The sequence below is a fragment of the Mycobacterium alsense genome (assembly GCF_002086635.1).
GTDB lineage: Bacteria > Actinomycetota > Actinomycetes > Mycobacteriales > Mycobacteriaceae > Mycobacterium > Mycobacterium alsense.
Window position 1 is genome coordinate 29,987 of the sequence record NZ_MVHD01000042.1, and the last position, 22,442, is coordinate 52,428.

The 22,442-nt window shown below is 69.7% G+C and carries 26 protein-coding genes; 9 read left to right on the plus strand and 17 right to left on the minus strand.

Annotated elements, in window-relative coordinates:
- Window positions 1–186: 186 nt before the first annotated feature.
- Entirely contained in the window at window positions 187–669 is a 483-nt protein-coding gene (locus BST11_RS19965) for a MarR family winged helix-turn-helix transcriptional regulator (protein ID WP_083139658.1), read from the minus strand.
- A gap of 98 nt (window positions 670–767) precedes the next feature.
- Between BST11_RS19965 and BST11_RS19970 the strand changes: the two genes are divergently transcribed.
- Together BST11_RS19970 and BST11_RS19975 are read left to right on the plus strand one after the other, a co-directional pair.
- Entirely contained in the window at window positions 768–1,391 is a 624-nt protein-coding gene (locus tag BST11_RS19970; RefSeq protein WP_083139659.1) for an NADPH-dependent F420 reductase, read from the plus strand.
- 54 nt (window positions 1,392–1,445) lie between these two features.
- Entirely contained in the window at window positions 1,446–2,426 is a 981-nt protein-coding gene (locus BST11_RS19975; RefSeq protein ID WP_244897722.1) for a TIGR03619 family F420-dependent LLM class oxidoreductase, read from the plus strand.
- Window positions 2,427–2,649: 223 nt separating this feature from the next.
- Here BST11_RS19975 and BST11_RS19980 read toward each other — a convergent pair whose 3' ends face one another.
- Window positions 2,650–3,258 (minus strand): LGFP repeat-containing protein, encoded by a 609-nt coding sequence (locus BST11_RS19980; protein ID WP_083139661.1) that lies wholly within the window; start codon window positions 3,256–3,258, stop codon window positions 2,650–2,652.
- A 197-nt stretch (window positions 3,259–3,455) separates the two neighbouring features.
- On the opposite strand from BST11_RS19980, the gene BST11_RS19985 reads away from it, so the two are divergent.
- Window positions 3,456–3,911: a DUF1942 domain-containing protein gene (locus BST11_RS19985; RefSeq protein ID WP_083139662.1), complete on the plus strand. Its 456-nt coding sequence runs from the start codon at window positions 3,456–3,458 to the stop codon at window positions 3,909–3,911.
- Window positions 3,912–3,939: 28 nt separating this feature from the next.
- On the opposite strand, the gene BST11_RS19990 is transcribed toward BST11_RS19985, so the two are convergent.
- From BST11_RS19990 to BST11_RS20000, 3 genes are all read right to left on the minus strand, one after another.
- Window positions 3,940–4,374 carry a cellulose-binding domain-containing protein gene (locus tag BST11_RS19990; RefSeq protein ID WP_083139663.1) on the minus strand — a complete coding sequence of 145 codons (435 nt, stop codon included), beginning with the start codon at window positions 4,372–4,374 and terminating at the stop codon, window positions 3,940–3,942.
- A gap of 151 nt (window positions 4,375–4,525) precedes the next feature.
- On the minus strand, window positions 4,526–5,179 hold the full coding sequence (locus BST11_RS19995; protein WP_169834936.1) for an ATPase: 654 nt from the start codon (window positions 5,177–5,179) through the stop codon (window positions 4,526–4,528).
- A gap of 12 nt (window positions 5,180–5,191) precedes the next feature.
- Window positions 5,192–5,548: a type II toxin-antitoxin system prevent-host-death family antitoxin gene (locus tag BST11_RS20000; RefSeq protein ID WP_083139665.1), complete on the minus strand. Its 357-nt coding sequence runs from the start codon at window positions 5,546–5,548 to the stop codon at window positions 5,192–5,194.
- Between the two features lie 107 nt (window positions 5,549–5,655).
- Here BST11_RS20000 and BST11_RS20005 point away from each other — a divergent pair, with 107 nt between their 5' ends.
- Window positions 5,656–6,255, plus strand: coding sequence for a class I SAM-dependent methyltransferase (locus BST11_RS20005; protein ID WP_083139692.1), 600 nt, complete (start codon window positions 5,656–5,658; stop codon window positions 6,253–6,255).
- Between the two features lies 1 nt (window position 6,256).
- Here BST11_RS20005 and BST11_RS20010 read toward each other — a convergent pair whose 3' ends face one another.
- Entirely contained in the window at window positions 6,257–6,577 is a 321-nt protein-coding gene (locus tag BST11_RS20010; protein ID WP_083139666.1) for a hypothetical protein, read from the minus strand.
- 163 nt (window positions 6,578–6,740) lie between these two features.
- Between BST11_RS20010 and BST11_RS20015 the strand changes: the two genes are divergently transcribed.
- Both BST11_RS20015 and BST11_RS20020 read left to right on the plus strand, forming a co-directional pair.
- Window positions 6,741–7,430, plus strand: a complete 690-nt coding sequence (locus tag BST11_RS20015; RefSeq protein WP_083139693.1) for a DUF899 domain-containing protein — start codon at window positions 6,741–6,743, stop codon at window positions 7,428–7,430.
- A complete protein-coding gene (locus BST11_RS20020) occupies window positions 7,427–7,897 on the plus strand; it encodes an SRPBCC family protein (RefSeq protein ID WP_083139667.1) in 471 nt (156 codons plus the stop codon). The genes BST11_RS20015 and BST11_RS20020 overlap by 4 nt, the downstream gene beginning before the upstream one ends.
- Window positions 7,898–7,937: 40 nt before the next feature.
- Here the strand turns inward: BST11_RS20020 and BST11_RS20025 are convergent, their stop codons facing one another.
- Together BST11_RS20025 and BST11_RS20030 are read right to left on the minus strand one after the other, a co-directional pair.
- Window positions 7,938–8,378 (minus strand): limonene-1,2-epoxide hydrolase family protein, encoded by a 441-nt coding sequence (locus BST11_RS20025; protein WP_083139668.1) that lies wholly within the window; start codon window positions 8,376–8,378, stop codon window positions 7,938–7,940.
- Between the two features lie 160 nt (window positions 8,379–8,538).
- On the minus strand, window positions 8,539–9,774 hold the full coding sequence (locus BST11_RS20030) for an osmoprotectant NAGGN system M42 family peptidase (RefSeq protein ID WP_083139669.1): 1,236 nt from the start codon (window positions 9,772–9,774) through the stop codon (window positions 8,539–8,541).
- A gap of 126 nt (window positions 9,775–9,900) precedes the next feature.
- Here BST11_RS20030 and BST11_RS20035 point away from each other — a divergent pair, with 126 nt between their 5' ends.
- On the plus strand, window positions 9,901–10,491 hold the full coding sequence (locus BST11_RS20035) for a cyclic nucleotide-binding domain-containing protein (RefSeq protein ID WP_067321483.1): 591 nt from the start codon (window positions 9,901–9,903) through the stop codon (window positions 10,489–10,491).
- Here BST11_RS20035 and BST11_RS20040 read toward each other — a convergent pair.
- Both BST11_RS20040 and BST11_RS20045 read right to left on the minus strand, forming a co-directional pair.
- Complete coding sequence (locus BST11_RS20040) at window positions 10,488–11,363, minus strand: HpcH/HpaI aldolase/citrate lyase family protein (RefSeq protein WP_083139670.1); 876 nt, start codon at window positions 11,361–11,363, stop codon at window positions 10,488–10,490. The genes BST11_RS20035 and BST11_RS20040 overlap by 4 nt on opposite strands.
- Window positions 11,364–11,375: 12 nt before the next feature.
- Window positions 11,376–11,675 carry a hypothetical protein gene (locus BST11_RS20045; RefSeq protein ID WP_083139672.1) on the minus strand — a complete coding sequence of 100 codons (300 nt, stop codon included), beginning with the start codon at window positions 11,673–11,675 and terminating at the stop codon, window positions 11,376–11,378.
- Between the two features lie 182 nt (window positions 11,676–11,857).
- Here BST11_RS20045 and BST11_RS20050 point away from each other — a divergent pair, with 182 nt between their 5' ends.
- The gene (locus tag BST11_RS20050) at window positions 11,858–13,090 is read left to right on the plus strand and encodes an esterase/lipase family protein (protein ID WP_083139695.1); all 1,233 of its coding nucleotides are present in this window, start codon (window positions 11,858–11,860) and stop codon (window positions 13,088–13,090) included.
- On the opposite strand, the gene zwf is transcribed toward BST11_RS20050, so the two are convergent.
- Window positions 13,087–14,592 carry a glucose-6-phosphate dehydrogenase gene (gene zwf, locus BST11_RS20055; protein ID WP_083139673.1) on the minus strand — a complete coding sequence of 502 codons (1,506 nt, stop codon included), beginning with the start codon at window positions 14,590–14,592 and terminating at the stop codon, window positions 13,087–13,089. The two genes, BST11_RS20050 and zwf, sit on opposite strands and share 4 nt — an antisense overlap.
- Window positions 14,593–14,654: 62 nt before the next feature.
- Here zwf and BST11_RS20060 point away from each other — a divergent pair, with 62 nt between their 5' ends.
- The gene (locus BST11_RS20060; RefSeq protein ID WP_083139675.1) at window positions 14,655–14,837 is read left to right on the plus strand and encodes a hypothetical protein; all 183 of its coding nucleotides are present in this window, start codon (window positions 14,655–14,657) and stop codon (window positions 14,835–14,837) included.
- Here BST11_RS20060 and BST11_RS20065 read toward each other — a convergent pair.
- From BST11_RS20065 to BST11_RS27660, 6 genes are all read right to left on the minus strand, one after another.
- The gene (locus tag BST11_RS20065) at window positions 14,834–16,303 is read right to left on the minus strand and encodes an FAD-dependent monooxygenase (protein WP_142276457.1); all 1,470 of its coding nucleotides are present in this window, start codon (window positions 16,301–16,303) and stop codon (window positions 14,834–14,836) included. The genes BST11_RS20060 and BST11_RS20065 overlap by 4 nt on opposite strands.
- Before the next feature lie 231 nt (window positions 16,304–16,534).
- On the minus strand, window positions 16,535–17,425 hold the full coding sequence (locus BST11_RS20070; RefSeq protein WP_083139678.1) for a lytic transglycosylase domain-containing protein: 891 nt from the start codon (window positions 17,423–17,425) through the stop codon (window positions 16,535–16,537).
- 42 nt (window positions 17,426–17,467) lie between these two features.
- Window positions 17,468–19,054 carry a PecA family PE domain-processing aspartic protease gene (locus BST11_RS27655; protein ID WP_083139679.1) on the minus strand — a complete coding sequence of 529 codons (1,587 nt, stop codon included), beginning with the start codon at window positions 19,052–19,054 and terminating at the stop codon, window positions 17,468–17,470.
- Window positions 19,055–19,162: 108 nt separating this feature from the next.
- Window positions 19,163–20,299 carry a PPE family protein gene (locus BST11_RS20080; protein ID WP_083139680.1) on the minus strand — a complete coding sequence of 379 codons (1,137 nt, stop codon included), beginning with the start codon at window positions 20,297–20,299 and terminating at the stop codon, window positions 19,163–19,165.
- Window positions 20,300–20,332: 33 nt separating this feature from the next.
- A complete protein-coding gene (locus BST11_RS20085; RefSeq protein WP_083139682.1) occupies window positions 20,333–21,130 on the minus strand; it encodes a PPE family protein, SVP subgroup in 798 nt (265 codons plus the stop codon).
- 275 nt (window positions 21,131–21,405) lie between these two features.
- Window positions 21,406–22,442: PecA family PE domain-processing aspartic protease (locus BST11_RS27660; RefSeq protein WP_158086807.1), on the minus strand; the 1,037-nt coding region annotated here is incomplete at its 5' end.

Genomic DNA, 22,442 nt, shown 5'->3' on the forward strand with positions numbered 1-22,442 from the left:
CCTCAGCAACAAGGGGACGCTGGTGCACCTGCAATGCTCGGACTGCGGTCATCTCTGGTCGACCGACACGCATCGCCGGGCGCGCCACTAGACCGCTGGACACAGTGTGTCCCAATAACCTTGCGCCCCAGGGGCATTCGTCACAGTGACGGAATTGGGCGCCGTTGGTGGCCACAGCGATGAGGGCTATGAGGGTTCGTCGTCGGCGGGGGAGTCGTCGTCCTTGGCCAGGTGGCGCAGGACGCGTTCGTTGAGGGCGGCCAGCATGTCGAGCTCGGCCGGGGTGAGCAGGTCGATGAAGTTGCGGCGGACGGCCTCCACGTGCCCGGGCGCCGCCTTCTCGATCGCGGCGCGGCCGGCCGGCAGCAGGCGGACCATGGTGCTGCGCGCGTCGTCGGGGTTCGGTTCGCGGCTGATCAGCCCGTCCTTCTGCATGCGCCGAACCTGGTGGGAGACACGGCTTTTCTCCCAGCCCAGTGTGCTGCACAGCTCGTGGGCGGGCATCCGGTCCCCGTCGTGACCGGAGAGCACGGCCAGGATCTCGTAGTCGGCGCCGGACAGGCCAGATCCCTGTAGACCACGATTCAGGTGCAAGTCGAGCCGATGGTGCGCGTGCTGGAACGCCCGCCAGGCGCGGTCTTCACGAGGGTTCAGCCAGTTCGGTTCCATCAGCGTCCATGCTACCTCAATTGGTTGACGCATCAACAAACCAGGTCTAAGGTAGACACGTCAACCTTTTTCATCATTAATCCAAGACGGGATACCTCATGAGCAGCATCAGCATCATCGGCACCGGGAACATGGCCCGCGCCATCGGCGCGCTGGCGGTCGCGGGCGGCAACACCGTCGAGGTCATCGGCCGCGATCGGTCGAAGGCCGCTGACCTGGCCAAGGCTCTCGGCGGCGGTGCCACGACGGGAGAGTTCGGCGCCGTGCCGGCCGGGGACATCGTCATCGTGGCGCTGTTGTACGCCAATGTCGTTCCGGTGGTCGCCCGGTACGGCGAGGCCCTCGCGGGCAAGGTCATCGTCGACATCAGCAACCCCTTCAACACCGCCGCCGACGGGCTCGCCATCCCGGATGACACCTCGATCGCGCAGGAAGTCGCCAAGGCGGCCCCGGCCAGCGCCAGCGTGGTGAAGGCCTTCAACACGATCTTCGGTGTCGTCCTGGCCCAGGGCCGGCCGCTCGACGTCTTCATCGCCGGCGACGATGCGCGCGCCAAGGAGGGCGTCGCGGAGTTCATCGAGAGCGTTGGGCTGCGCCCGCTGGACGTCGGCGGCCTGAACATGGCGCACTGGCTGGAGGGAACGGGCCTGGTCATGATGGGCCTCGCCAGCCACGGGATGGGGAACTACGACTTCGCCCTCGGCGCCGCCGTTCCCGCCTGACCGGCCGCCGCCGTGCGCCCAATGATGGTTGATTCATCACCGAAAGGATTCGCGATGAAGCTTGGCTTCGCACTTCCCATCGTCGGGCCCGCTATCAGCAGCGCTGCCGGTCTGAGCGCGTTCTGCCGTGGACTCGAGGACCTCGGCTACGACACGCTGTGGGTCGGCGATCGCCTGGTCACGCCGGTGGATATGCACAGCACCTATCCGGGCAAGGAGCAGCCGTACCCGCCGCAGATGACCCGTTACCTCGATCCGGTGCTGCTGTGGACGGTCGCCGCGACGGCGACCAGCCGGGTGCGGCTGAACGCCAGCACGCTCAGCACGTTCTACTACGAGCCGGTGCACCTGGCCCGCCTGCTGACCACGCTCGACGTGCTCAGCGACGGCCGCCTCGACGTTGGCGTCGGTATCGGCTGGATGAAGGACGAGCACGACATCGCCCGCGGCGCGGACTGGCGCCGGCGCGGGAAGATGCTCGATGACCTGCTGGCGTTCCTGCACGAGTGGTGGACGACCACCCCGGTGTCCTGGGACAGCGAGTTCTTCTCGCTGCCGCCGGTCCATGCCGACCTGCGCCCGGTCCAGCCCGGCGGCCCGCCCATCTGGATCGGCGGTGCCAGCGAGGCCGCCATGCGCCGGGTCGGCCGCGGCGGCACCGGCTGGCTCGGCGTGGAGGGGCTGCAGGACGAGGTCACCGACCATCTGTGGTCGGTCGCGCGCCGCGCGGCGCAGGACGCCGGCCGCGATCCGGACGCGCTGAAGACGGCCATGCGGATCAACCTCGAACCGGGCACGTCGGTTGACTCGGCTGTCGACAGGCTCGAGCGCCTCGCCGGGTCGGGTGCTGACGAGGCGATCGTGGATGCCTTCGCGATGTTTTCCACCCTTGAGCAGATGCTCGACTTCGCCAGCAAGGTAATCGCTCGATGGAGGGGCTCGGTTAGCGCGGCATTCCCAATAGCCGTGCGCCCCAAGGCAATTCGTCACAGTGACGTATTACCGGCGATTCGCGGGGAGGGGGAACCGGCCTGACCGCGCGCCGTTGCGAACCCATTGGCAGACGCGCTTCAGGGTCAGGTCGTTCGTTGAGTGACCCGATGGCGCGCGCCTGAATCGTCGGACGTCGTTGCCTGATCCGGGGAGGTAAAAGTAATCCGGGAAGATGCCGGTGCTGGTGGGTCTTCCGATTAAAGCGCGCAGGTGGGCCTTATACCGATAAGCGACATTATGTCAGGTAAGACCGCCCCGAGCCGGGCTACAGCCCGGACGGTACGACCTTGCCGTTCACCGTCACCTCGACCTGGCCGGTCTTGGGGTTGTAGGCGATCTTGCCGTGCTCGAAGTCGGACACGAGCAGATCGCCGACGGCGTGCTGGTCGCTGATGGGAAAGCCCAGCGGACCCGTCGAACCGTTATCGCCGGTGACCACAGGCACGCCGTCCGGGTCGCGTGGGACGTTCCAGGCCTCCCGGATCTTGCCCAGGGTGATGTATGCGGGCGTGCCGGCGTCGTCGTTCTTGGCGGTGATCACGCCACCCTGGAACTGCTGGAATACCAGGCCGCTCGCCCGTTTTCCTGCGTTGCGGTCGCCCGTCAGCGGCTTGCCCAGAGCCTGCTTCTGATCCTCGGTCGCCGACGAGTACTTGACCGCGATCGGGCCGGTGAGAGTCACCTCGACGTCGCTCTCCCCGATGAGCTTCACCTCGGTCGGCGGCGCCGGGGCTGTAGCCGCGGAGGTGACGCTCACCCCGGCGTGAGGTGGTGCCGACGTGCCGACGCTCTTGCCGTTGCTGCACCCCACGGTGATCAGCGCGACGGCGGCCAGGCCGACGACTGCCGGGTGGCGGTATGCGATCGTTCTCATGGGCTCCCTCCCGCGTCGTCCTGTGGTGTGGTCCCCGCCCCACCCGGTCTTCGTAGCCCCGAACGAACTTACGCCGCGGTCGTAGACGGCGAGCCGCAGCACCTGAGGAACATCCGGTTTGAAGTTGCGACCTTTGGATAGCCCCCACGAATGAGCTGTCGCTTTTTGACAGCCGACATTCACGAAGGGAGCCCGACGTGGCGTTCTCACACTTTGCATCGAAAACAACGACAGTAGCGGCTGCTCTGGCGGCGGCCGGACTCCTCGCGGCGGCACCGGCGTTCGCCGACCCGCAAGTGCTGCAATTCGGCCAGATGGCGGAGCTTTCCAGCAATGGTGGCACCATCGACTACACCGTGAGCAATCTGCAGCCCAGCGGCCACAACGACGGCGTGTGGTACTCCGACGTCACCGCCACGGGCGTGAGCGGTAACGCAACCCCGAACATTGCCGACTTCAACGCTCGCGCCGCCAACAGCTCGACGTTCGCGGTGATGAAGGGCAACCAGACCGACGGCCTTCCCGAGGGGCCACTCCCCCTGGGCACCCCGGTCAAGGGGCGCATTTACTTCGACGTTCGCAGCGGTACGAACCCCGACAGTGTCGTCTACCGGGACGCCGGAGGAACGGACAAGGTCGTCTGGAAAGGCTAGTAACTCGAGCGGCGAGGGGTAGCGCCGCTCAGCCTTGGACGCACGGGTATTGCCGGTTGAGCACGCAATTCGTCGGTGGCGAATAGGTGCCGGACAGCACGCCCCTGAAGCCGCCGTTGGCCGAACCGCCGGGTGCAATGACGCGATTGAAATTCGCGGGGCCGACAACGTAGTGCGTGCCCGTTTGGGTAACGGTGCTGTTCCACGCGTGCAAGACGGATTGCCCCGGCGGCATGTCGAATTCGAGCCGCCAATCGCTGAGCGGCGCCATGCTCGCGTTGGTGACGGTGAAGCGGGCGATGAAACCGGTCTGCCACGTGTGTTGCACCGCCAACGTCGCCGTGGCCGCGGCCGCACGAGCTTCGGGGGCGATCGCGAGTCCGAGGATGGCAATCATCAGTGCCGACAGGGTTACGTGAAGTGCTGTCCGCCAGCGCTTCACGTGGGTGTCCGGTACGGCCATGCCGCCACGCTAAAGCCAGGCACGCGACATCGGCCCTCGGATCGCGGGCATGCTGCCGTACCTTTGCGCAACTGAAACCGTCATGAAACCTGCGCACCGGTCGCCGACCGTGAATTGTGCGACGCGTGCTCGGCGTGTCGCGTCGTGAATTTCACTCTCGGCGTGCGGTTTCCAGCGCGGCCGCGACGACGGGCTTGGCCCACGCCGGCGTCGAGCTCAAGTCGGGCGGCCCGACGATGCGGCCGCGCTCCATGTGCAACACCAGGACCGGCAGTGGCGCCTGCCCGGCAGCCGGGTCGGCGGTCGCCGAGTTGTCGTACACCCGCAGCCCGGTGAGCACCGGCAGCAATGTCACGAGGTTGATCAGGCTGTGACGGCAGCGACGGCGAATGTCGGCCTCGGGAATGTCGTGCCCGCCGGCGCGGACCCGTTGGCGCACCCGCTCGATGTGCGCGTCGGCGCTGGCGAGCCCGACGTAGAAGACGTAGACCTCGATGCCACGCGCGGCGGCCTCGGCCAGCAGCCGCGGCATCGTGTTGCCGCCGAGCGTGGTTTCGAACGTGAAGTCGAGGCGTTGATCGATCGCCCGCTGCAACAGTTTTCGGCCCTGTTCCCACGCCGCGGCGTTGGCCTCGGTCTGGCTGAGGCCGGGGTTGGCCGCCCTGATCTGTCGCGCGGCCTCGTCGGGGTTGTAGTAGTCACCGCCCTTGTCGCGGATCGTCGCGCCGACGATGCTGCTCTTGCCGGCGCCGTTGACACCGGCCAACACGTACAGCCGCGGCGGTGCCGTCGCCTCGCCGACCATGGCCCCGCCGGATCACCGCCGCCGCGGGCTGCGGGCCGCCTTCACCGCCGCGGCGCCGAGTTCCTCCGGTGTGGCATCGAATGCCGCGGCGACTCCGGCCTTGGCTTCGGGTGTCTGCATGGTGGCCAACAACTCGTCGAACCGATCGCCGAGGTCGTCGAGCGACGGTGTGGCCGACGCGGTCAGGGCCTCGAACTCGGCATACGACAGCAGCACCGCCCTGGGCGTGGCGTGCTTGGTGATCACCACCGCGCCGTTGGCGGCGGCCTGCTCGAAGACGGCGCCGAACTGGTTTTTGAGCCGGGTCGCGGGCACCGCGGGGACATCGACCAGCTTGCCGTCGCGGTTGCGGAACAACACGGTCGACATTGGCGCTCCCCTCGTTCGTACCGATGTACCGCCATTCTAGCCGTTTTGGCTAGTTTGTACGAATTGGACATTTACGCGGCCATCGCGAGCTTGCGACAATGGAGGGCATGACCGAGCCAAGCATCTGGATGCAAAAGGTCGCGGCCGATCCCGGGCATTCGCACTGGTACGTCGAACGCTTTCGGTCGATGGCCCGCGCGGGTGAGGACCTGGCGGGCGAGGCGCGCCTGGTGGACGCGATGGCGCCGCGCGGCGCCCGCATCCTCGACGCCGGCTGCGGCCCCGGCCGGTTGGGCGGGTACCTGGCGTCGGTCGGGCACCGGGTCGTCGGCGTCGACGTCGACCCGGTGCTCATCGAGGCGGCCGAGCAGGACCATCCCGGACCGCGGTGGCTCGTCGGCGACCTGGCGGAGCTCGACCTGCCGGCGCGCGGCATCCCCGAGCCGTTCGACATCATCCTGTCGGCCGGCAACGTCATGACGTTTCTCGCCCACAGCACCCGGGTCCGCGTGTTGGCCCGGCTGCGCGCCCACCTCGCGGAGGGCGGCCGCGCGGTGATCGGCTTCGGTGCCGGCCGCGACTACGATTTCGGCGAATTCCTCGACGACACAACGGCAGCCGGCTTCACGCCGGACCTGCTGCTGTCGACCTGGGATTTGCGGCCCTTCACCGAGGACTCCGACTTCCTCGTCGCCGTCCTGCGTTGAGTTAGCCGGCCGGCGGCACCAGCGGCGGACGACACACGTTGGCGCCGGGATCCCACCACCAGCCGTTGTCGCATGCCAGCGGTTGCGGCCCGACCCCCAGCGGCCGGCATATGTTGGCCGTCGGGTCCCACCACTGGCCCGGATCGCACGCCAGCGGTTGCGGCCCGACACCGAGCGGCCGGCAGACCTTGCCCGTCGGGTCCCACCACTCCCCCTCCCCGCAGTCGGCCGAGCTCACCGCCGGCGTCGCGATCGTCACGGCCGCAACCGCCGTGAACGCCATGACGACGACGGCGAAAAGGTGGCGAGCGAATGTCCTCACTGTCGTCCTCCCCTCGTGGTGTAGGGATCATCGAACCGAGCCGGGGCGGGCGGGTCAAGACCGACCGTGCTGCCCCAGCAACGGCCGCGGGGTTGCGATGACTTTCGGACGCGCCACCGGTCATACCTTTCGCAACGGACAAACCGAGCGAAAGGTGAGTGCCATGGCCCAGGCCCTGCCGCCCGTCGTCGATCACCAAACCTGGCGCGCCGCGCTCGACGAACTGCGCAAGCGCGAGAAGGCCGCCACCCGGGAACTGGACGCGGTCGCCGCCCAGCGGCGCCGGCTGCCGATGGTCGAGCTGCCCGAGTACACGCTGATCGGCGCCGACGGGCCCATCCGCCTGGTCGACGTGTTCGGCGGTCGCTCGCAGCTGATCGTCTACCACCACATGTGGTCGGACGGGGCGGAGTGGCAATGCGGCGGGTGCACGGGGTTCACGTCGCAGTTCACCCGGCTGGAGTTTCTCGACAACTACGACGCGCGCTTCGTCGTCGTCACCAACGGGCCGATCGACGAGGCGCTGGCCTACAAAAAGAAGGTCGGCAACCGGATGGAGTGGTACTCGTCGTCGGAGAGCTCGTTCGGCGCCGACATGGACGCCCCACCCGGCGGGGGCTTCGGCGTCAACGTGTTCCTGCGCGACGGCGACACCGTCTACCGCACCTGGCATACGAACGGGCGCGGCACCGAGCAGCTCAGCCACTCGTTCGGGCTGATCGACATCCTTCCGTGGGGTCGCCAGGAGGAATGGCTCGATTCACCCGAGGGCTGGCCGGCGCGGCCCACCTACTCGGGCTGGCTCGACTCCCCCGACATCGCGGCCGCCTACGGACCCAGGGAGGACTCATGACCGCCGAACGCTACGTCGTCACCCGCACCATCGCCGCCCCTCCGGCGGAGATCTTCGCCGTCCTCGCCGACCCCGCCCGCCACCAAACCACCGAGCCCACCGACTGGGTCCGCGACGCGGTGGACACCACACCGATCACGGGTGCCGGGCAGATGTTCGCGATGAACATGTACCTGACCCGGGCCGGTGGCGACTACGTCACCTACAACCTCGTCGACACGTTCGACGAGAACCGCGCCATCGGCTGGATGCCGGGCACGCTGGACGACGCGGGCAATCACTCCCCCGGGGGTTGGTTCTGGCGTTACGAGCTCGCCCCGAATGGGGACCGCACCGACGTCACCCTCACCTACGACTGGAGCGCCACGCCGCAGAGCTTCCGCGACCGGGTTGGCGAGATGCCCATCTTCGGCGAAAACTACCTCGCCGAATCGCTGGCGGCCCTGGAGCGGTCGATCGTTCGCTGACGCCCGCGACTTCGGGCGCCGGGCGCTCGCCTAAATTCGTTCAGCCGGCGAGCGGTTCGAACATGTGCGCCGGGTCGATGCCAAGCTGCTGGGCCACGTGGCTGGTGTCCCAGTACTCGCGCCAGTGCGCGATCGCGCCGTCGCGCACCTCGAAAATGGCGGTGACGTGGAAGGTGACCGCGACCCCGTTCATCGCGTTCACGTCGACTCGTTCGATGACCACCGTGTCCCCGTTCGACACGATCGTGCGGATTTCGCTCCCGTCGATCATTCCGGTCGACAGGCTGTTGTGCTTCTCGAGTTCGGCGCGGGCCGCGTCGCGCCCGACCACCACCGGCGAGAGCGGGACGTGCAACTGCCAAGCGAAGTCGTCCGTCATCAGCGCGGTCATCGCTTCGACGTCCATGTGTTCGCCGTAGGCGGCGTGGAGAAAGTCGAGCACCAGCTGTTCGGTTTCGTTGGTCGCAACGGCCTGGGGCATGAGGGGTCCTTCGCTCGCTATCGGCAACGCTATTCATTAATTAAATTGATTGATTTAATGCTTGAACGAACACGTTAGCCGTTGGGACGGGTGGCGTAAAGACCCGCCGGGGATTTGCCCGGCGTGGCGAAAGTGCCGGAACGAAAGCGTCAGTGCCGCTTCAGGATTGCGGGCCCGTCGACGGCGGCCAGTGCGCACCCGGTGACGCGTCGCCCGGGCTTTCGTGCTCGCCGCGGGCCAGCGGCACCCACTGCTCGGTCGGGGCGGGCTGCTTCGAGGAGGGGAAGTCGCGCAGCTTGCCCGTCGGCTTGGCGTCCCACTTGGCGAACGTCAGCGGCGTCTGCAGCCAGGCGTTCATCAGGCAGTACGCCGCCTCCAGCGAGGCGATGTGGGTGCGCTCCCAGCCGTGGCTGGCGTCGACGCCGAAGCCGACCAGCGCCGCCCGGGTTTCCGCGCCCGCCTCTATGGCGGCGGCGGCGTCGGAACGGTAGTAGCGGAACACGTCGCGCGCGAACGGAATGCCCTGCTCCTCGGCGAGCCGGCACAGCTTGCGCGTCAGGTGGTAGTCGAAGGGGCCGTGCATGTCGGCCATCGGGATGGTCACGCCGTCCTCGATGGAGTGCTGGCCGGGCGCGCACACCGCGTTGTCCACCGAGATCAGCTCCGCGACGTCCGCGGGCAGGCCGTGGCTGGCGCCGTGGCCGACCTCCTCGGTGATGGTGACCATCATCATGGTCCGGTGCGGCAGCACCAGCTTGTTCTGCGAAAGGTTCCTGGCCAGCGCGAGCGCGATCGCCACCCCGGCCTTCCCGTCGAGGTGGCGGGAGACGATGTAGCCGTCGGCGGTGAGCTCCGGGCTGGCGATCAACGCGACGAAGTCGCCGACGTTCAGGCCGAGGCGGACCAGGTCCTCGCGCGAGGACACGCGGCGGTCGAGGCGGACCTCGACGTGCTCCCAGCCGGTGGGCTGGGTGTCGATCTCGTCGCCGAACCGGTGCCCGCTGGCCTTGAGCGGCAGCACCGTGCCGGTGATGAACTCGTCGGGGTCGTCGATGAAGATCCGCACGCGCCCGCCGGTGGCGAACCTCGCCGAGAAGGTGCCGACGGGGACCAGCTCCAGGCGGCCGTTGTCCTTGAGGGTGCGCACCATGCAGCCGATGGTGTCGGCGTGCACCGCCAGCGCCCGGTCGGTGGTCGCCGACTCCCCCGGCAGCTCGGCGGTCAGCGCCCCGCGGCGGGTCAGGGTGAACGGCACGCCCAGGTCGTCGAGGATGTCGCCGATCAACTGCATCACCGCGTCGGTGCGCCCCGACGGGCTCGGGGTCTGCAGCAGCGCGAGCAGCGTGTCGATCATCCACGCGCGGTCGGCCTCAGCCATGGCCGCGGTCTGGCGCACGGTGTCCCCCTTCGCGGTCGTCCGGATTCGCGTTCAACCTACCCCCTTGCACATTCCTGCGTTTGCCGAGGCAAACGGGGTTAGGCTCCACGTTGTCCGGGTCACATCGCGCGACAGGAGCCCGCCATGAAAGTGGACGCGAATCAACACGAGGAGCAAGACCTGCGCCGGCTGCGTGAGCTCGCAACTTTCGACAAGTTCTCGGACGGGGAGCTCCAGCGCCTCGTCGGGGCCGCCCACCGGATTTCACAATCCAAGCCCTGGCCGCTGATCCACGAGCGGACCCCGTCGGACTCCTGTTACATCCTGCTCAGCGGGGAGGTCGGAGTGTATGTGGGCCAGGACCGCGTCGCCCTGCTCGGACCGGGCGAGGTGATCGGCGAATCCGCCCTTCGCCGTGGGAAATTGCGCTCCGCGACCGTGACCACGACCGGGCCGGCCGAGGTGCTGCGCATCGAGCGTGAGGACCTGGCGCGCTTGCTCGACGAGATACCCGCGCTGCGCGAGACCATGGACGCCACCGCCGCGCGCCACATGCCGGTGGCCCAACCCGAGCCCGCGGCGAAGCCCAAACCCACGCACCGCCGGGTGGACGCGTTGGTGCCGACGGAGTTGGCCGAGCGGTTCGAGCGGGCCGCCGACGGCGCCGGGGTGCGCGTCGACGCCGCGCTCGAGGACGCGCTCACCGCCTGGATCGACCGGAACGGCGGCCGTTAGGACCCCATCTCCGCGATCAGGTCGGCCAGCGCCAGGATCCGCTGCGCGTCGCGCACGTGCAGGCTCTCGATCATCCGGCCGTCGACCGTGATGACGCTGTCGCCCGCGGCCCGGGCCCGCTCGTAGGCCGCGACGATCTTGCGGGCGCCGGCCAGCTCGTCGCGCGACGGGCCGAACAGTTCGTTGGCCGGGGCGATTTGGGACGGGTGGATGAGTGTCTTGCCGTCAAACCCCAGCTCGCGGCCCTGTCGGGCCTCGGCCCGAAAGCCCCCCTCGTCGGTGATGTCGTTGAAGACGCCGTCGAGGACGACCTTGCCGGCCGCCCGGGCCCCCAACACGGCCAGCGACAACGCCGTCAGCGCCGGCGCGCGCCCGGGCACGTGCAGCCCGTGCAGCTCGTTGACGAGATCGTTGGTGCCGACCACCAACCCGGCCAGGCGCTCGCCGGCCGAGGCGACCTCCTCCGCCCTCAGGAAGGCCCGGGGCGTTTCGATCATCACCCACAGCCGCAGCGACTCCGGCGCGCCCAGCCGCTCGAGCGCCGCGTCCAGCGCTCGGACCTGTTCGCCCCGCTCGACCTTCGGCACCAGCACGCCGTCGGCCACCGAGCCCGCGACGGCCGCCAGGTCCTCGCCGTGCCAATCCGTGCCCAGGCCGTTGACGCGCACCACGACCTCGCGCGGCCCATAGCCTTTCGACGAAACGGCTTCGCACACCCGCGCGCGCGAGTCGGCCTTCGCGTCGGGCCCGACGGCGTCCTCGAGGTCGAAGATCAGCATGTCCGCCGGCAGCGCCTTGCCCTTCTCCAGCGCGCGGGGGTTGTTGCCGGGCAGGTACAGGGCGGATCGGCGCGGGCGCAGGGTGGGTGGCATGGCTCGTAACTTTCAGCGCAGGAAGCCGGCGAGGAGGTGCTCCACGACTTCGGGTTGGTCGACGGTGACGATGTGGTTGGCGTTGTCGAGAAGCTCGACGCGCCCCGGGCAGTCGCCGCCGGAAGCGGGCCGCGACCGTCGGGCCGTCGAGCAGCGTTTCGTCCGCACCCAGGACGACGAGAATCGGGAACTCGCCCGAAAGCGGTTGCAGGTCTCGGTCAGCGGCATCGGGCTGGTGGCCAGCGCCGCGTCGTACAGCCGGCAATAGGCCGCGCGCGCCTCGTCCGAGCGAAACGCCGAGATTTTCGCCATGGACTCTCCTGATGACCGCGATGAGCTAAACCGGCAAACACGTTACGGGCATCCCCGGTCACATCCGTCACGTGCGTCCCGGCGGGGGCTTGGCGAGTCCGTCTGGAAAGCGATAGCACATGCGATATCGATAATGCCCGCCCGGAGTGGGAACCCTGCGCGGAAGCAGGGAGGAGGAATTCATGCGGGAACACGAAATCCGGTCACTGGCCGACCTCGCGGGCGAGGGCACCCGCGTGCTGACCACCCTGGTGCGCGACACCCACAGCGGCATCGCGCGCCGGGTGTTCGGCGCCGTGGGCCCGGTGTCGAAACCCGTGGAGGTCATCCACAACACGACCGCCGCGGCGACCTACCACGCCGTCGACCGCGCGCTGCGGGGCGCGTTGCGCGGCGCTGGCCACCTGTTCGCCGAGACCCGCGGGGACGACGACAGCGATTCCGTCGAGGCACACCCCAGGGTGGCGGGCTTCATCGCCGCGCTCAACGGCATCTACGGCGACGAGCTCACCCAGCGCGGCAACGGCTTCGCGCTCACCATGCAGGTGCGCCACCACGGCAGGCCGGTGGCGCTGGACGCCGACGGCGTCGCGGCGGCCTTCCCGCACGCCACCGGCCGGGTCGCGGTGTTCGTCCACGGCTGGTGCATGACCGAACGGTCGTGGTCGCGGCCGCCGCGCGACGGCGGGGTCGAAGGCCCGTACGGCGCGCGGCTGCAGGCCGACCTCGGGTTCACCCCGGTCTACCTGCGCTACAACACCGGCCTGCACATCTCCGACAACGGCAAGGCCCTGGCCGGCCTGATCGATCGGCTGCGGGCGCTGTGGCCGGTCCCCGTCGAGGAGATCGCGCTGGTCGGCCATTCGATGGGCGGGCTGGTGGCGCGCAGCGCCTGCCACTACGGGACCGAGCACCGGCACCGCTGGCCCGACGCCGTTCGCCACGTCGTGTGCCTCGGCTCCCCGCACCTGGGCGCCGACTTGGAAAAGGGCGTCAACGCCGCGTCCTGGGCGCTGGCCCGGCTGCCCGAAACCGAGGGCCTGGCTTGGTTTCTCAACGCTCGCAGCTCGGGCACCAAGGACCTGCGGTACGGTGCGCTGCTCGACGAGGACTGGTCCGAATGCGACCCCGACGAGTTTCTGCGCGACCGCTGCCACGAGGTGCCGTTCCTGCCGGGCGCCGTCTACCACTTCGTGGCCAGCAGCGCGGGACCCCGCGCCGTCGGCGCCATCCTCGGCGACCGCCTGGTGCGCCCGACTAGCGCGTCCGGGGTGGGCAGGTCCCGGCGGGTGCCGTTCGAGCCGGACCACGGGCTGACGCTGACCGGCCTGCACCACTTCGACCTGCTCAACCACGCCGCCGTCTACGACAAGCTGCGGCACTGGCTCGGCACCGAACGGGAACCGTTGGGCTAGCAGTCGCCTTTGGCCTCGCGCCAGCCCCGCTCGAAGGGCAGCCGCCACGCGTTGGGCGCGATCAGCTGGTGAATGGCGTTGGGGCCCCAGGTGCCGGGCTGGTACATCTTGGCCGCCGGCGGGTCGTTGAGCAGGTCCTCGGAGCGCTCCCACAGCGACTCGATGCCCTCGGCGGTGTTGAACAGCGTGTGGTCGCCGCGCATCGCGTCGAGGATGAGCCGCTCGTAGGCCTCCAGCACGTCGGCGACGGTGTCGATCTCCTGCGAGGAGAACTGCATCGACAGCTTGTCCAGCTTCATGCCGGGGCCCGGCCGCTTGCCGTAGAAGGACAGCGACACCTTGGAGTTGTCGGCGAGGTCGAACGTGAGGTGGTCGGGACCCTGGGTGCCCACCCCCGACCCGGGCGGGAACATCGTGCGGGGGGCCTCCTTGAAGGCGATCGAGACGATGCGGATGCCCTCGGCCATCTTCTTGCCGGTGCGCAGGTAGATCGGCACGCCGGCCCAGCGCCAGTTGTCGATGCCCACCTTGAGCGCGATGAACGTCTCGGTGTCGGAATCCCTTGCCACGCCTTCCTCTTCGCGATAGCCCTTGTACTGCCCGCGCACCACGTTCGAGGGATCGACGGGCAACATCGACCGAAAGACCTTGTTCTTCTCCTCGCTGATCGCGCGCGGCTCCAGCGCGGTCGGCGGCTCCATCACCACGAACGCCATCACCTGGAACAGGTGGGTGACCACCATGTCCTTGTAGGCGCCGGTGGCCTCGTAGAAGTTGGCCCGCTGATCGAGGCCGAGCGCTTCGGGAATGTCGATCTGGATGTGGTCGATGAAGTTGCGGTTCCAGATCGGCTCGAACAGGCCGTTGGCGAAGCGGAACGCGAGGATGTTCTGGGCCGCCTCCTTGCCCAGGAAGTGGTCGATGCGGAAAATCTGGGATTCCTCGAACGTTTCGTGCAGGAAGTCGTTGAGCGACACCGCGCTTTCCAGGTCGGTGCCGAACGGCTTTTCCATGACGACGCGGGAGCGCTCGACGAGCTTCGCGTCGCGCAGCATGGTGATCACGTCGCGCGCCGCCTTCGGGGGGACCGACAGGTAGTGCAGGCGCCGCGCGTCGGGCCCCAGGTCGTGCTCGGCTTCGGCGACCGCCTGGGCCAGGGCCTCGGGCCCGGCGCTCTGCGGGACGTAACGGATGTTTTTCGCGAAGTTGGCCCATTGTTCGGGCGTGAGCTTGTGCGCGCCGAACGAGTCGAGCGCCTTCTTGGCGAGCTCGCGGAATTCGTCGTTGCTGAAGTCTTCGAGCGAGGTGGCGACGATCTGGACCTCGGGCGCCAACTCGGACTGGTTCAAATAGGCCAAACCGGGGAGCAGCTTGCGTTTGGCCAGGTCCCCCGTCGCCCCGAACAGGACGATGACGTGGGGGTCGAGCGGGACGGCGTCGTGGCGGTGCGGTCGCGCGCCCGGCGCCGGGTAGGAGATCGTTTGCGGTTTCTTGGTGGCCACGCCTCGATACTTCCACCGCCCGCGCGTGTGTGCAGCCCCCCGTTGCGGGGTATGGGATAGCGGTGACGAATCCCGGCCCGGACCCCACCAGCGACCCCGTCAGCCACACCCAGGAGCTGGAGAACATCGTCGACCGGCTCGGCGACAAGGTCGCCAACGAGCGCGAAGCCGAAGACGTCCCCGGCAAACCCAGCGAGCGGGAGAACACCGCGACCCGCGGCTCCGAGGAGGAGCCGCCGGACTAGGCGGGCGGCCCGAACCAGGTGGTGAGCGCGTCGGCGAGCCCGGCGTCGGAGCCATTCCCCACCCAGGCGACGTGGCCGTCGGGGCGAATCAACACCGCGGTCGGAGCGGTCACCGCACCGAGCACCGGAAGTTCCCACGCACCAGTGTATTTCGCGCCGACAGACCTGACCCGATCCGCCCAGGGGGCGATGTCGCAGGTAGCCTCCTCCAGGCTGAGCAGCACCGGCTGGGCGTCGTGCAGCAAGGCGAACACCCGCACCGGGCCGTGCTCGGTGACCAGGTCCAGATCGGGCATGCGCCGCCCGAGCAGCGGGTGCCCGTCGCCGAGCTCGTAACGGATATCCAGGCCCGACATCATCGCGCCGAAGCGGCGGCGGGATTCGTCCCCGCCGAGGAGCTCGGACAAGCACTCGCGCAACGCTTTTAGCCGATCGTCCGGGCGGAGCAACGCCATCTGCGCCATCGTGTTGCGCAGCACGCGCGCGGCCACCGGGTGCCGCTCGGCGTGGTAGGTGTCCAGCAGGCCGTCCGGGGCCGTTCCCCGCGCCACCCGGCCCAGCTTCCAGCCGAGGTTCACCGCGTCCTGCACGCCGGTGTTGAGGCCCTGCCCGCCCACCGGGTGGTGCACGTGGGCCGCGTCACCGGCCAGCAGGATTCGCCGGTCGCGGTACGACGCGGCCTGCCGCGAGGCGTCGGTGAACCGGGAAATCCAAGCGGGACTGTGTATTCCGTAATCGGTCCCGTAGACGGCGACGAGGGCCTCGCGCAGCTCGGCCAGGGTGGGCTCGCTGTTCGGTCCGATGCGTCGCTCGGTCACCATCATCCGCACCGGTCCGCCCTCCGCCACCGTGCTGAGCGAGTGGACGCCGAGGGCGTCGTGGCGGATGCCCCATTGCGGCGCTTCCCCTGGTGCGAAGGCCATTTCGGCCTCGGCGAGCAGGTAGCTCATGGTCGGGTCCCACCCGGGAAAGTCGATGCCGGCCGCCTTGCGGACGGTGCTGGGTCCCCCGTCGCACCCGACGACGTAGCGCGCCCGCAGGAACCGCCCGCCGGCCAGCTCGACGTCGACCCCGGCGTCGTCCTGGGCGACGCCCGTCACCTCGCGCCCGCGGTAGACCGGCACGGCCAGCTCGTCGACCCAACCGGCCAGCGCTCGCTCGATGTGGGCCTGCCACAGCGCGAGCCCGTAGGGGTGGCGGGTGGGAAAGTCGCTGATGTCCAACCGGATCTGGGCGAACCCGGCGACCTGCGCGATCTCGCCCTGGGCGAGGAAGCGGTCGGCGATCCCGCGCTGATCGAGCACCTCGATGGTGCGCGCGTGCAGGCCGCCCGCCCGCGCCCCGATCAGCTCCTGGTCGGCGCGCCGCTCGACGACCGCGACATCGGTCCCCGCCAGCGCCAATTCGCCGGCCAGCATCAGTCCCGTCGGTCCCGCCCCGACGATCACCACCGCGTGCTCGGCCATAGGTTTCGCCGATGACGACACACTCATCCCGCAACTCCCCCAATTCCCGCGGCTTTTCGCCTCGGCCAGCGATTGTGCGCCATCACCCCGGCCTTGCCGCAAGCCCCCGGGTGCGTAATATGGTGAAGTGGGACGGACAAAAACCGTCCCCTTTTTGTGCGCCCATTCTGGTGCACCCGATCGGCCGGACCTATGGCGCGGCGAAAAACCAACTGCGCGTGGCGATTCCAGTCACTGCGGATGGTTCGCCAGGTATTCCGCGACGGGGATCGGCGACGTCGCGGCGTAGCCGATGGGCAGCAGCACGTCGCCGGCCGTCGTGTGGCAGTACACGTCCCAGCGGTAGTAGGCGGCGAACGTGGCGGGGTCGGCGGCGATCAGCGCCGCGTACTGGTCGACCGCGCGGACGTATTCGTGCGCGTGGTTGTAGCGGTAGATGGCCTGATCGTGATCGCCGGCGAAGCCGTTGGCGGCCAGGTAGCGGCCCGCCGCCATGATGCTGTCGTGGGGCGATCCGATGTCGCCGCCCTGCCCGTAGCTGGCGAACGTCGCGGGCATGAACTGCATCGGCCCCTGCGCGCCGGCGGTGCTGACGCCGACGATGCTGCCCAGGCGGGTCTCGATGAGGTTGATCGCGGCCAGGTAGTTCCACCCGACGCCGGATTCCGCCTCCGCCTGGTGGTAGTAGCCCAGCAGCTCGTCGGCGGGGGCGGGCGGCACGATGCGCCACGCGGGCAGCGTGTCTCGCACGGGCGTCATCGCGGTGAGTTGCCGGCGGGCGTCGACGTTGCGGTCGTAGACGTCGAGCAGCGGCGGCGGGATCCGTGGTCGCGTGGTCGCGTCCCATTCGGGGTGCCGGCCGAGGGCGCGATAGGCCGCCTGCTCGCGGCGCGCCGCGGCATCCAGCGCCGCCGGCCCGGTCGCCGGGTCGCGCAATGCGCGCTCGTCGGCCACGAGGTCGCCGGCCAGCTGCGCGGGATCCGGCGCCAAATTCGGCGCCGCGGGAACCGCCGCGATCGACGCCGGCGCCAGCGGCGGCTGCGCCGCGCCGGCGGGCGCGAACGCGATCGCCGCCAGGGCGAGCGGCGCGGCGCACGAAGCGGCTACGCGGTTACGGCGCACTCGTCAACCGTAGCGACCCCGGCGGTCGATGCGAAGGGGCGCTCACGGGTTGTAGAAGATCGTGCTGTCGTGGGCGAAGTCGATGTAGACCGGGTGTCCGAGGAACGGCAGCGCCCCGGTGTTCATGATGTACGGCGACGGCGTCGGCGAATAGTTGAGGCCGTAGGTGAAGGCGTACAGCAGCTGGCCGCTGGGCGCCCAGACATACACGGGCGTGCCGGGTTGGACGTTCAGCTGGCTGGGGATGGTTCCCGATACGCCGCCGGAATCGATGATCGAGTTGACCGAATACTGCGGTCCCAAGAATCCCAGCGGCCCGGTGCTGATCCCCAGTGTGGTGATCGGCGATCCGGCGAGGGTGGCGATCGGCGTCATGTTCGCCGGCGGCGGGCCGAACTGCAGATACGGGTTGGCCCCGGTCTCGTTGATCAGCAGGCCCTGGTTGTAGGGCGCCGGCAACGCCTGGTTGGGGATGCTCGGGCCCGGGCCGCCCGCGTTCGGGCCGACGCCCAGCACGCCCGTCACGCCGTCGGGGGCGAAATACGACTGCCAGGTCCAGCCGTGGGCCATCGCGGCCTGCAGCGACGTCGGCCAGGCGAAGAGTTCGACGTCGACGGGGGTGCGCGCGGTGACGAGCCCGTTGCCGAAATTCACCGGCGCGTTGAACGTGGCGTAGAGGTAGTTCAATCCCCCGCTGTACCCGCTGACGCCGAACCCGGTCGGCAGCCCGAGGTTGAAGAGCCCGAAGATCCCCCCGACGTTTCCCAGCGGAACGACGAGGCCGGTGGATCCGGTGTCCACGAGCACGGGCGCCACCGGCCCGCTGCCGACGGAGACGCCCACCACGGGCTCCGCGCCGCCGACGATCGTGATCGGCACGGTGCCGGGCTGGCCGGTCGTGACGGTGCTCGTGATGGCCGGGGCGACGTTGCCGATCAGCGGGCGGCCGAACAGCAGCTCGGAGGGTTCGTTGAGGACGCCGACGACGGCCTGCTGGGCCTGAGCGAGCGCGGGCGCGGCGGGGCTGCCGCCGACCGCCGAGGTCAACGAGTTCAGCGCCGCGCCAACGGGGCTGGCGGCGATCGCGCCGGACACCCGGGCCGGCACGCCCCGCAGCGCGGTCGACCAGGCCGAAAGTTGCGCCGCCGCTTGCGAAACGCCGCCGTGGTAGCCGACCATCGCGGCCACGTCTTCGGCCCACATCTGTTCGTACTCGGATTCCGCGGCGGCGATCGCGGGTGCGTTCTGCCCGAACAGATTCGAGACCACCAGTTGCACGAGCTGGTTGCGGTTGCCGGCGACGAGCGCGGGGTGCACCGTGGCGGCGACGGCGGATTCGAAAGCGGCCGCGATGGTTTGGGCCTGGGTGGCCGCCGATTGCGCCTGGGTGGCCGCCGCGCTGAGGACGCCCGAGTACTGGGTCGCGGCCGACAGCATCGCCGCCGACGCCGGTCCCTGCCAGGCATCGGCGGCCAGCCCGGAGGTGACCGAGGAAAACGATTGCGCCGCCGAACCCAGCTCGCTGGCCAGGCCGTCCCACGCCGCCGCGGCGGTCAGCATCGGCTCCGCGCCGGCGCCCGTGTACATCAACATCGAATTGATCTCCGGCGGCAGCACCAAGAAACTCATCCCCGATGTCCTTCCCTCCTCTGGTCACTTTAGGAAAGGGATGGGCCGCGGATCTGAAAATGCGCCTTCCCGCGAGCGGCGTTGAGCCGTCGCATGATTGCGCCGTTCTCAGACGAACGTCTGCGTCGGCATCACCTTGGGCTGGACGCCGTAGCGCGGGCCCATGGCGTAGCCGCCGCGCCCGGCCGTGGCCATCGCCGGCATCCCGGCCGGCATCGGGGTCATCGCGGTCTCCTCGGCGGGTGCGGTCCAACCAGATCCGGCGAGTACGGTGGCGGCGGGTTCGGCCGGCGTGGCCACGGACCAGGCCGCCGGCACCGACAACTTGCCGAGCGGCGAGGCCGTGCCCATGCCGGCCAGCACCGGCGCCCCACCGGCACCCCCGGCCGGCGCGGCGGTGTTCGCCAGGGATCCCGCCGACCCGGCGCTGGCGATGGGACCCGTTGCGGCACTGGCCTGTTGGTTCAGTATTCCGGCGGCGATGCTGGCGAACATGTTCCATGCCACGTTGTCGGCGGCGGCCTGCCCCACGTTGTACACCAGGTTGTTGTTGAGGAAGTTGGCCAGCGGGCTGACCGGCGTCGCGGCCGCCGGGGTGGCCATGGCCTGCACCGCATTGGGCAGGTTGGACACCAGCCCGCTGAGGCCCGCGGTCTGCGCGCCGCTGGCCGCGGCGTGCGACACCGCGGCGGCCTGCGCGCCCAGCCCGGCCGGGTTCGTGGGCGGCGCCGGGGACGTCAACGGGTCGAGCGTCCCGGCGGCCGCCGACGCGGCGGCGTAGCCGTACATGGCCGCGGCGTCCTGGGCCCACATCTCGCCGTACAGGGCCTCGGTGGCCGCGATCGCCGGCGTGTTCTGGCCGAGGATGTTGGTCGCGACGAGCGCGGCCAGCTGCGCCCGGTTGGCCGCGACGACCGGCGGGGGCACCGTCATCGCGAACGCCGCCTGATACGCGGCGGCCGACGCCATGGCCTGGGCGGCCGCGCGCTGCAGTTGCCCGGCGGTGGTGTGCATCCACGCCACATAGGGTGTGGCCGCCGTGACCATCGCCGCCGACGACGGACCGGTCCATTCGTCGTCGGCCAGCTGGGCGATCGTCGACTGGCTGGCGAGGGCCGTCGTGCTCAACTCGTCGGCCAGGTTGTTCCACGCCGCCGCGGCGGCCATCATCGGGCCCGAACCCGGCCCGGCGTACATGCGCGCGGAGTTGAGCTCCGGGGGGAATGCGCCGAAATCGAATGTCATGTCCTCAGATCCTGTTCGTGAGTAGCTGCGCTGTTAGTTGACGGTCGGCTTGGGCATCACGATCGGCTTGGCGCCGTAGCGCGGCACGCCGAGCCCGAGGCCGCCCCTGGTGGCCGAGGCCACCGCCGGCACGCCCGCCGGCAGGGCCGTCACCCGCGTCGCGTCCGGCGCGGGGGCGGTCCAGCCGGCGCCCGTCAGCGTCGCGGACGCCGGTGCGGCCGGCGCTCCGCCCGCCGCCCACGCCGGCGGCACCGACAACCCCCCGACGGACGACGCCCCGCCCGACGCCGCGAGCACCGGGACCGCACCGAAACCGGTTGTGCCGGCTGGGGTTACGGCACCCGGCGCCGCGATTCCCGCGCCGGCCTCGCCGCCGAGGCCGGCCGCGGGCGCCGCGGCGGGGGTTTCCTCGGGGGCCAGCTGGACGAGGTCGGATGCGGCGGCGCCGAAGTTCTGCCCCCACCCGATCGGGGTGCCGAGGGTGGCGCCGGTCGAGGTCGACAGACTCGACAGGAGGTCCGGCAACGTCTGGGCGCTGGTGGTCGCCTGATTGGCGGCCTCGGTGGCCCCGTAGGAACCGGCGCTCGTCGCCAGCGTGTTGACGAGCGCCTGGTGGATCGCCGTGGCCTGGGCGCTGACGTTCTGATACCAGGTGCCGTAGGCGGCGAACAGCGTGGCCTGCAGCGCGGACACCTCGTCGGCGGCCGCGGGGACCACCCCCGTGGTGGGCGCCGCAGCCGCCGCGTTCTGGGCGGCCATCGACGAGCCGAGCGCCTGCAGCGCGCCGGCCGCGGCCGTCAGGGCCTCGGGTCGTGTGGTCAGAAAAGACATGGACTTCTCCTCCCGAAGGACGAGCCGGCCGCTCGGACCGGCGGCTGTGGTGTTGCCCTGGCTAAGTACCCGCATAGGCCCCGGTTGATGCCATTTGCGGGCGCGCTCGCGCGCCTTTTCAAGTGTGGACGCTCGACCGGGTGTCGAGCGGAAACTGGCGGGGTGTGTCCGGCCACTCGGCTGGGTGCGCCGGGCGGCGCTCAGGCCGAAACACGCTCGGCGAGAACGTGATTCAAATTCTTAATCGAAATATCAAGCGCGAGAAGGCGTCTGGTTCAGCCGTAGAAGATCGTCGTCCCGATTCGGCCGGGGTTGTAGTCGACGTACACCGGGTGAAGCAGGAACGGCAAGGCCCCGCTGTTCATCGTGCCCGTCGATGGCACCGGGAAGTAGTCCTGGTTGTAGTTGTACTCGTAGAGCAGCGTCGTGCCGTCGGCGGCGTACACCCGGATGTTGTCCCCGGTGTTCGCGCCGAATGGGATGGTGCCCTGCACACCACCGGAATCGACGTTCGTGACAATGGGCATTTGTTGTCCGCCGTTGACCGATACGTTCAGCGTGGTGATCGGGGACCCGGTGAGCGTGGCGATTTGCGTCGCGGTCCCCACGGTCGTCGGCGCGGGGCCGAACTCCAAGTACGGGTAGGGATTCGGATTGAAATTCGGGTTGGTGGTGACCTCGTTGATGAGCACGCCCTGGGCCAGGGTCCCCGGCAACGCCTGGGTCGGAACGGTGGTGCCGGGGCCGCCCGCGTTCGGCCCGAGACCCAGCACGCCGACCACCCCGTCGGGCGCGAAGAACTGGGTGAAGGTCCAGGCCCCGCCGACCCGGGTGGGCCACGAGATGAGCGGCACGTTGTAGGTGGTCGACGTGGTGACGACGCCGTTGCCGAAGTCCACCGGCCCGTTGAACGAGGCGTAGATGTAGGCCAGCCCGCCGCTGTAGCCGCTGATGCCCAGGCCGGTGGGGAGGCCGAGGTGCTGCCACCCGACGTATCGCAGGGGCACGACCAGCCCCGTGGACCCGGTGTCGACCAGGATGGGCACCGTCGGGCCGCCGTTGACCGAGATGCCGACGATCGGCTCGGTGACCCCGAACATCGAGATCGGCACCTGCATGCTGGTGGGCGCGTTGGTGCCGATGGCGCCGTTGGCGCCGTTGGCGCCCAACAGCCAGCCGCCGATGCCCCCGGCGCCGCCGTACGAACCGAGGCCCGCCGCGGGGCCGTTGAAGCCCGCGCCGCCCGTGCCGCCGTTGCCGATCAGCCCGGCGGGCCCGCCGGGCTGATCGGCAACGGCGGCACGGGCGGCGC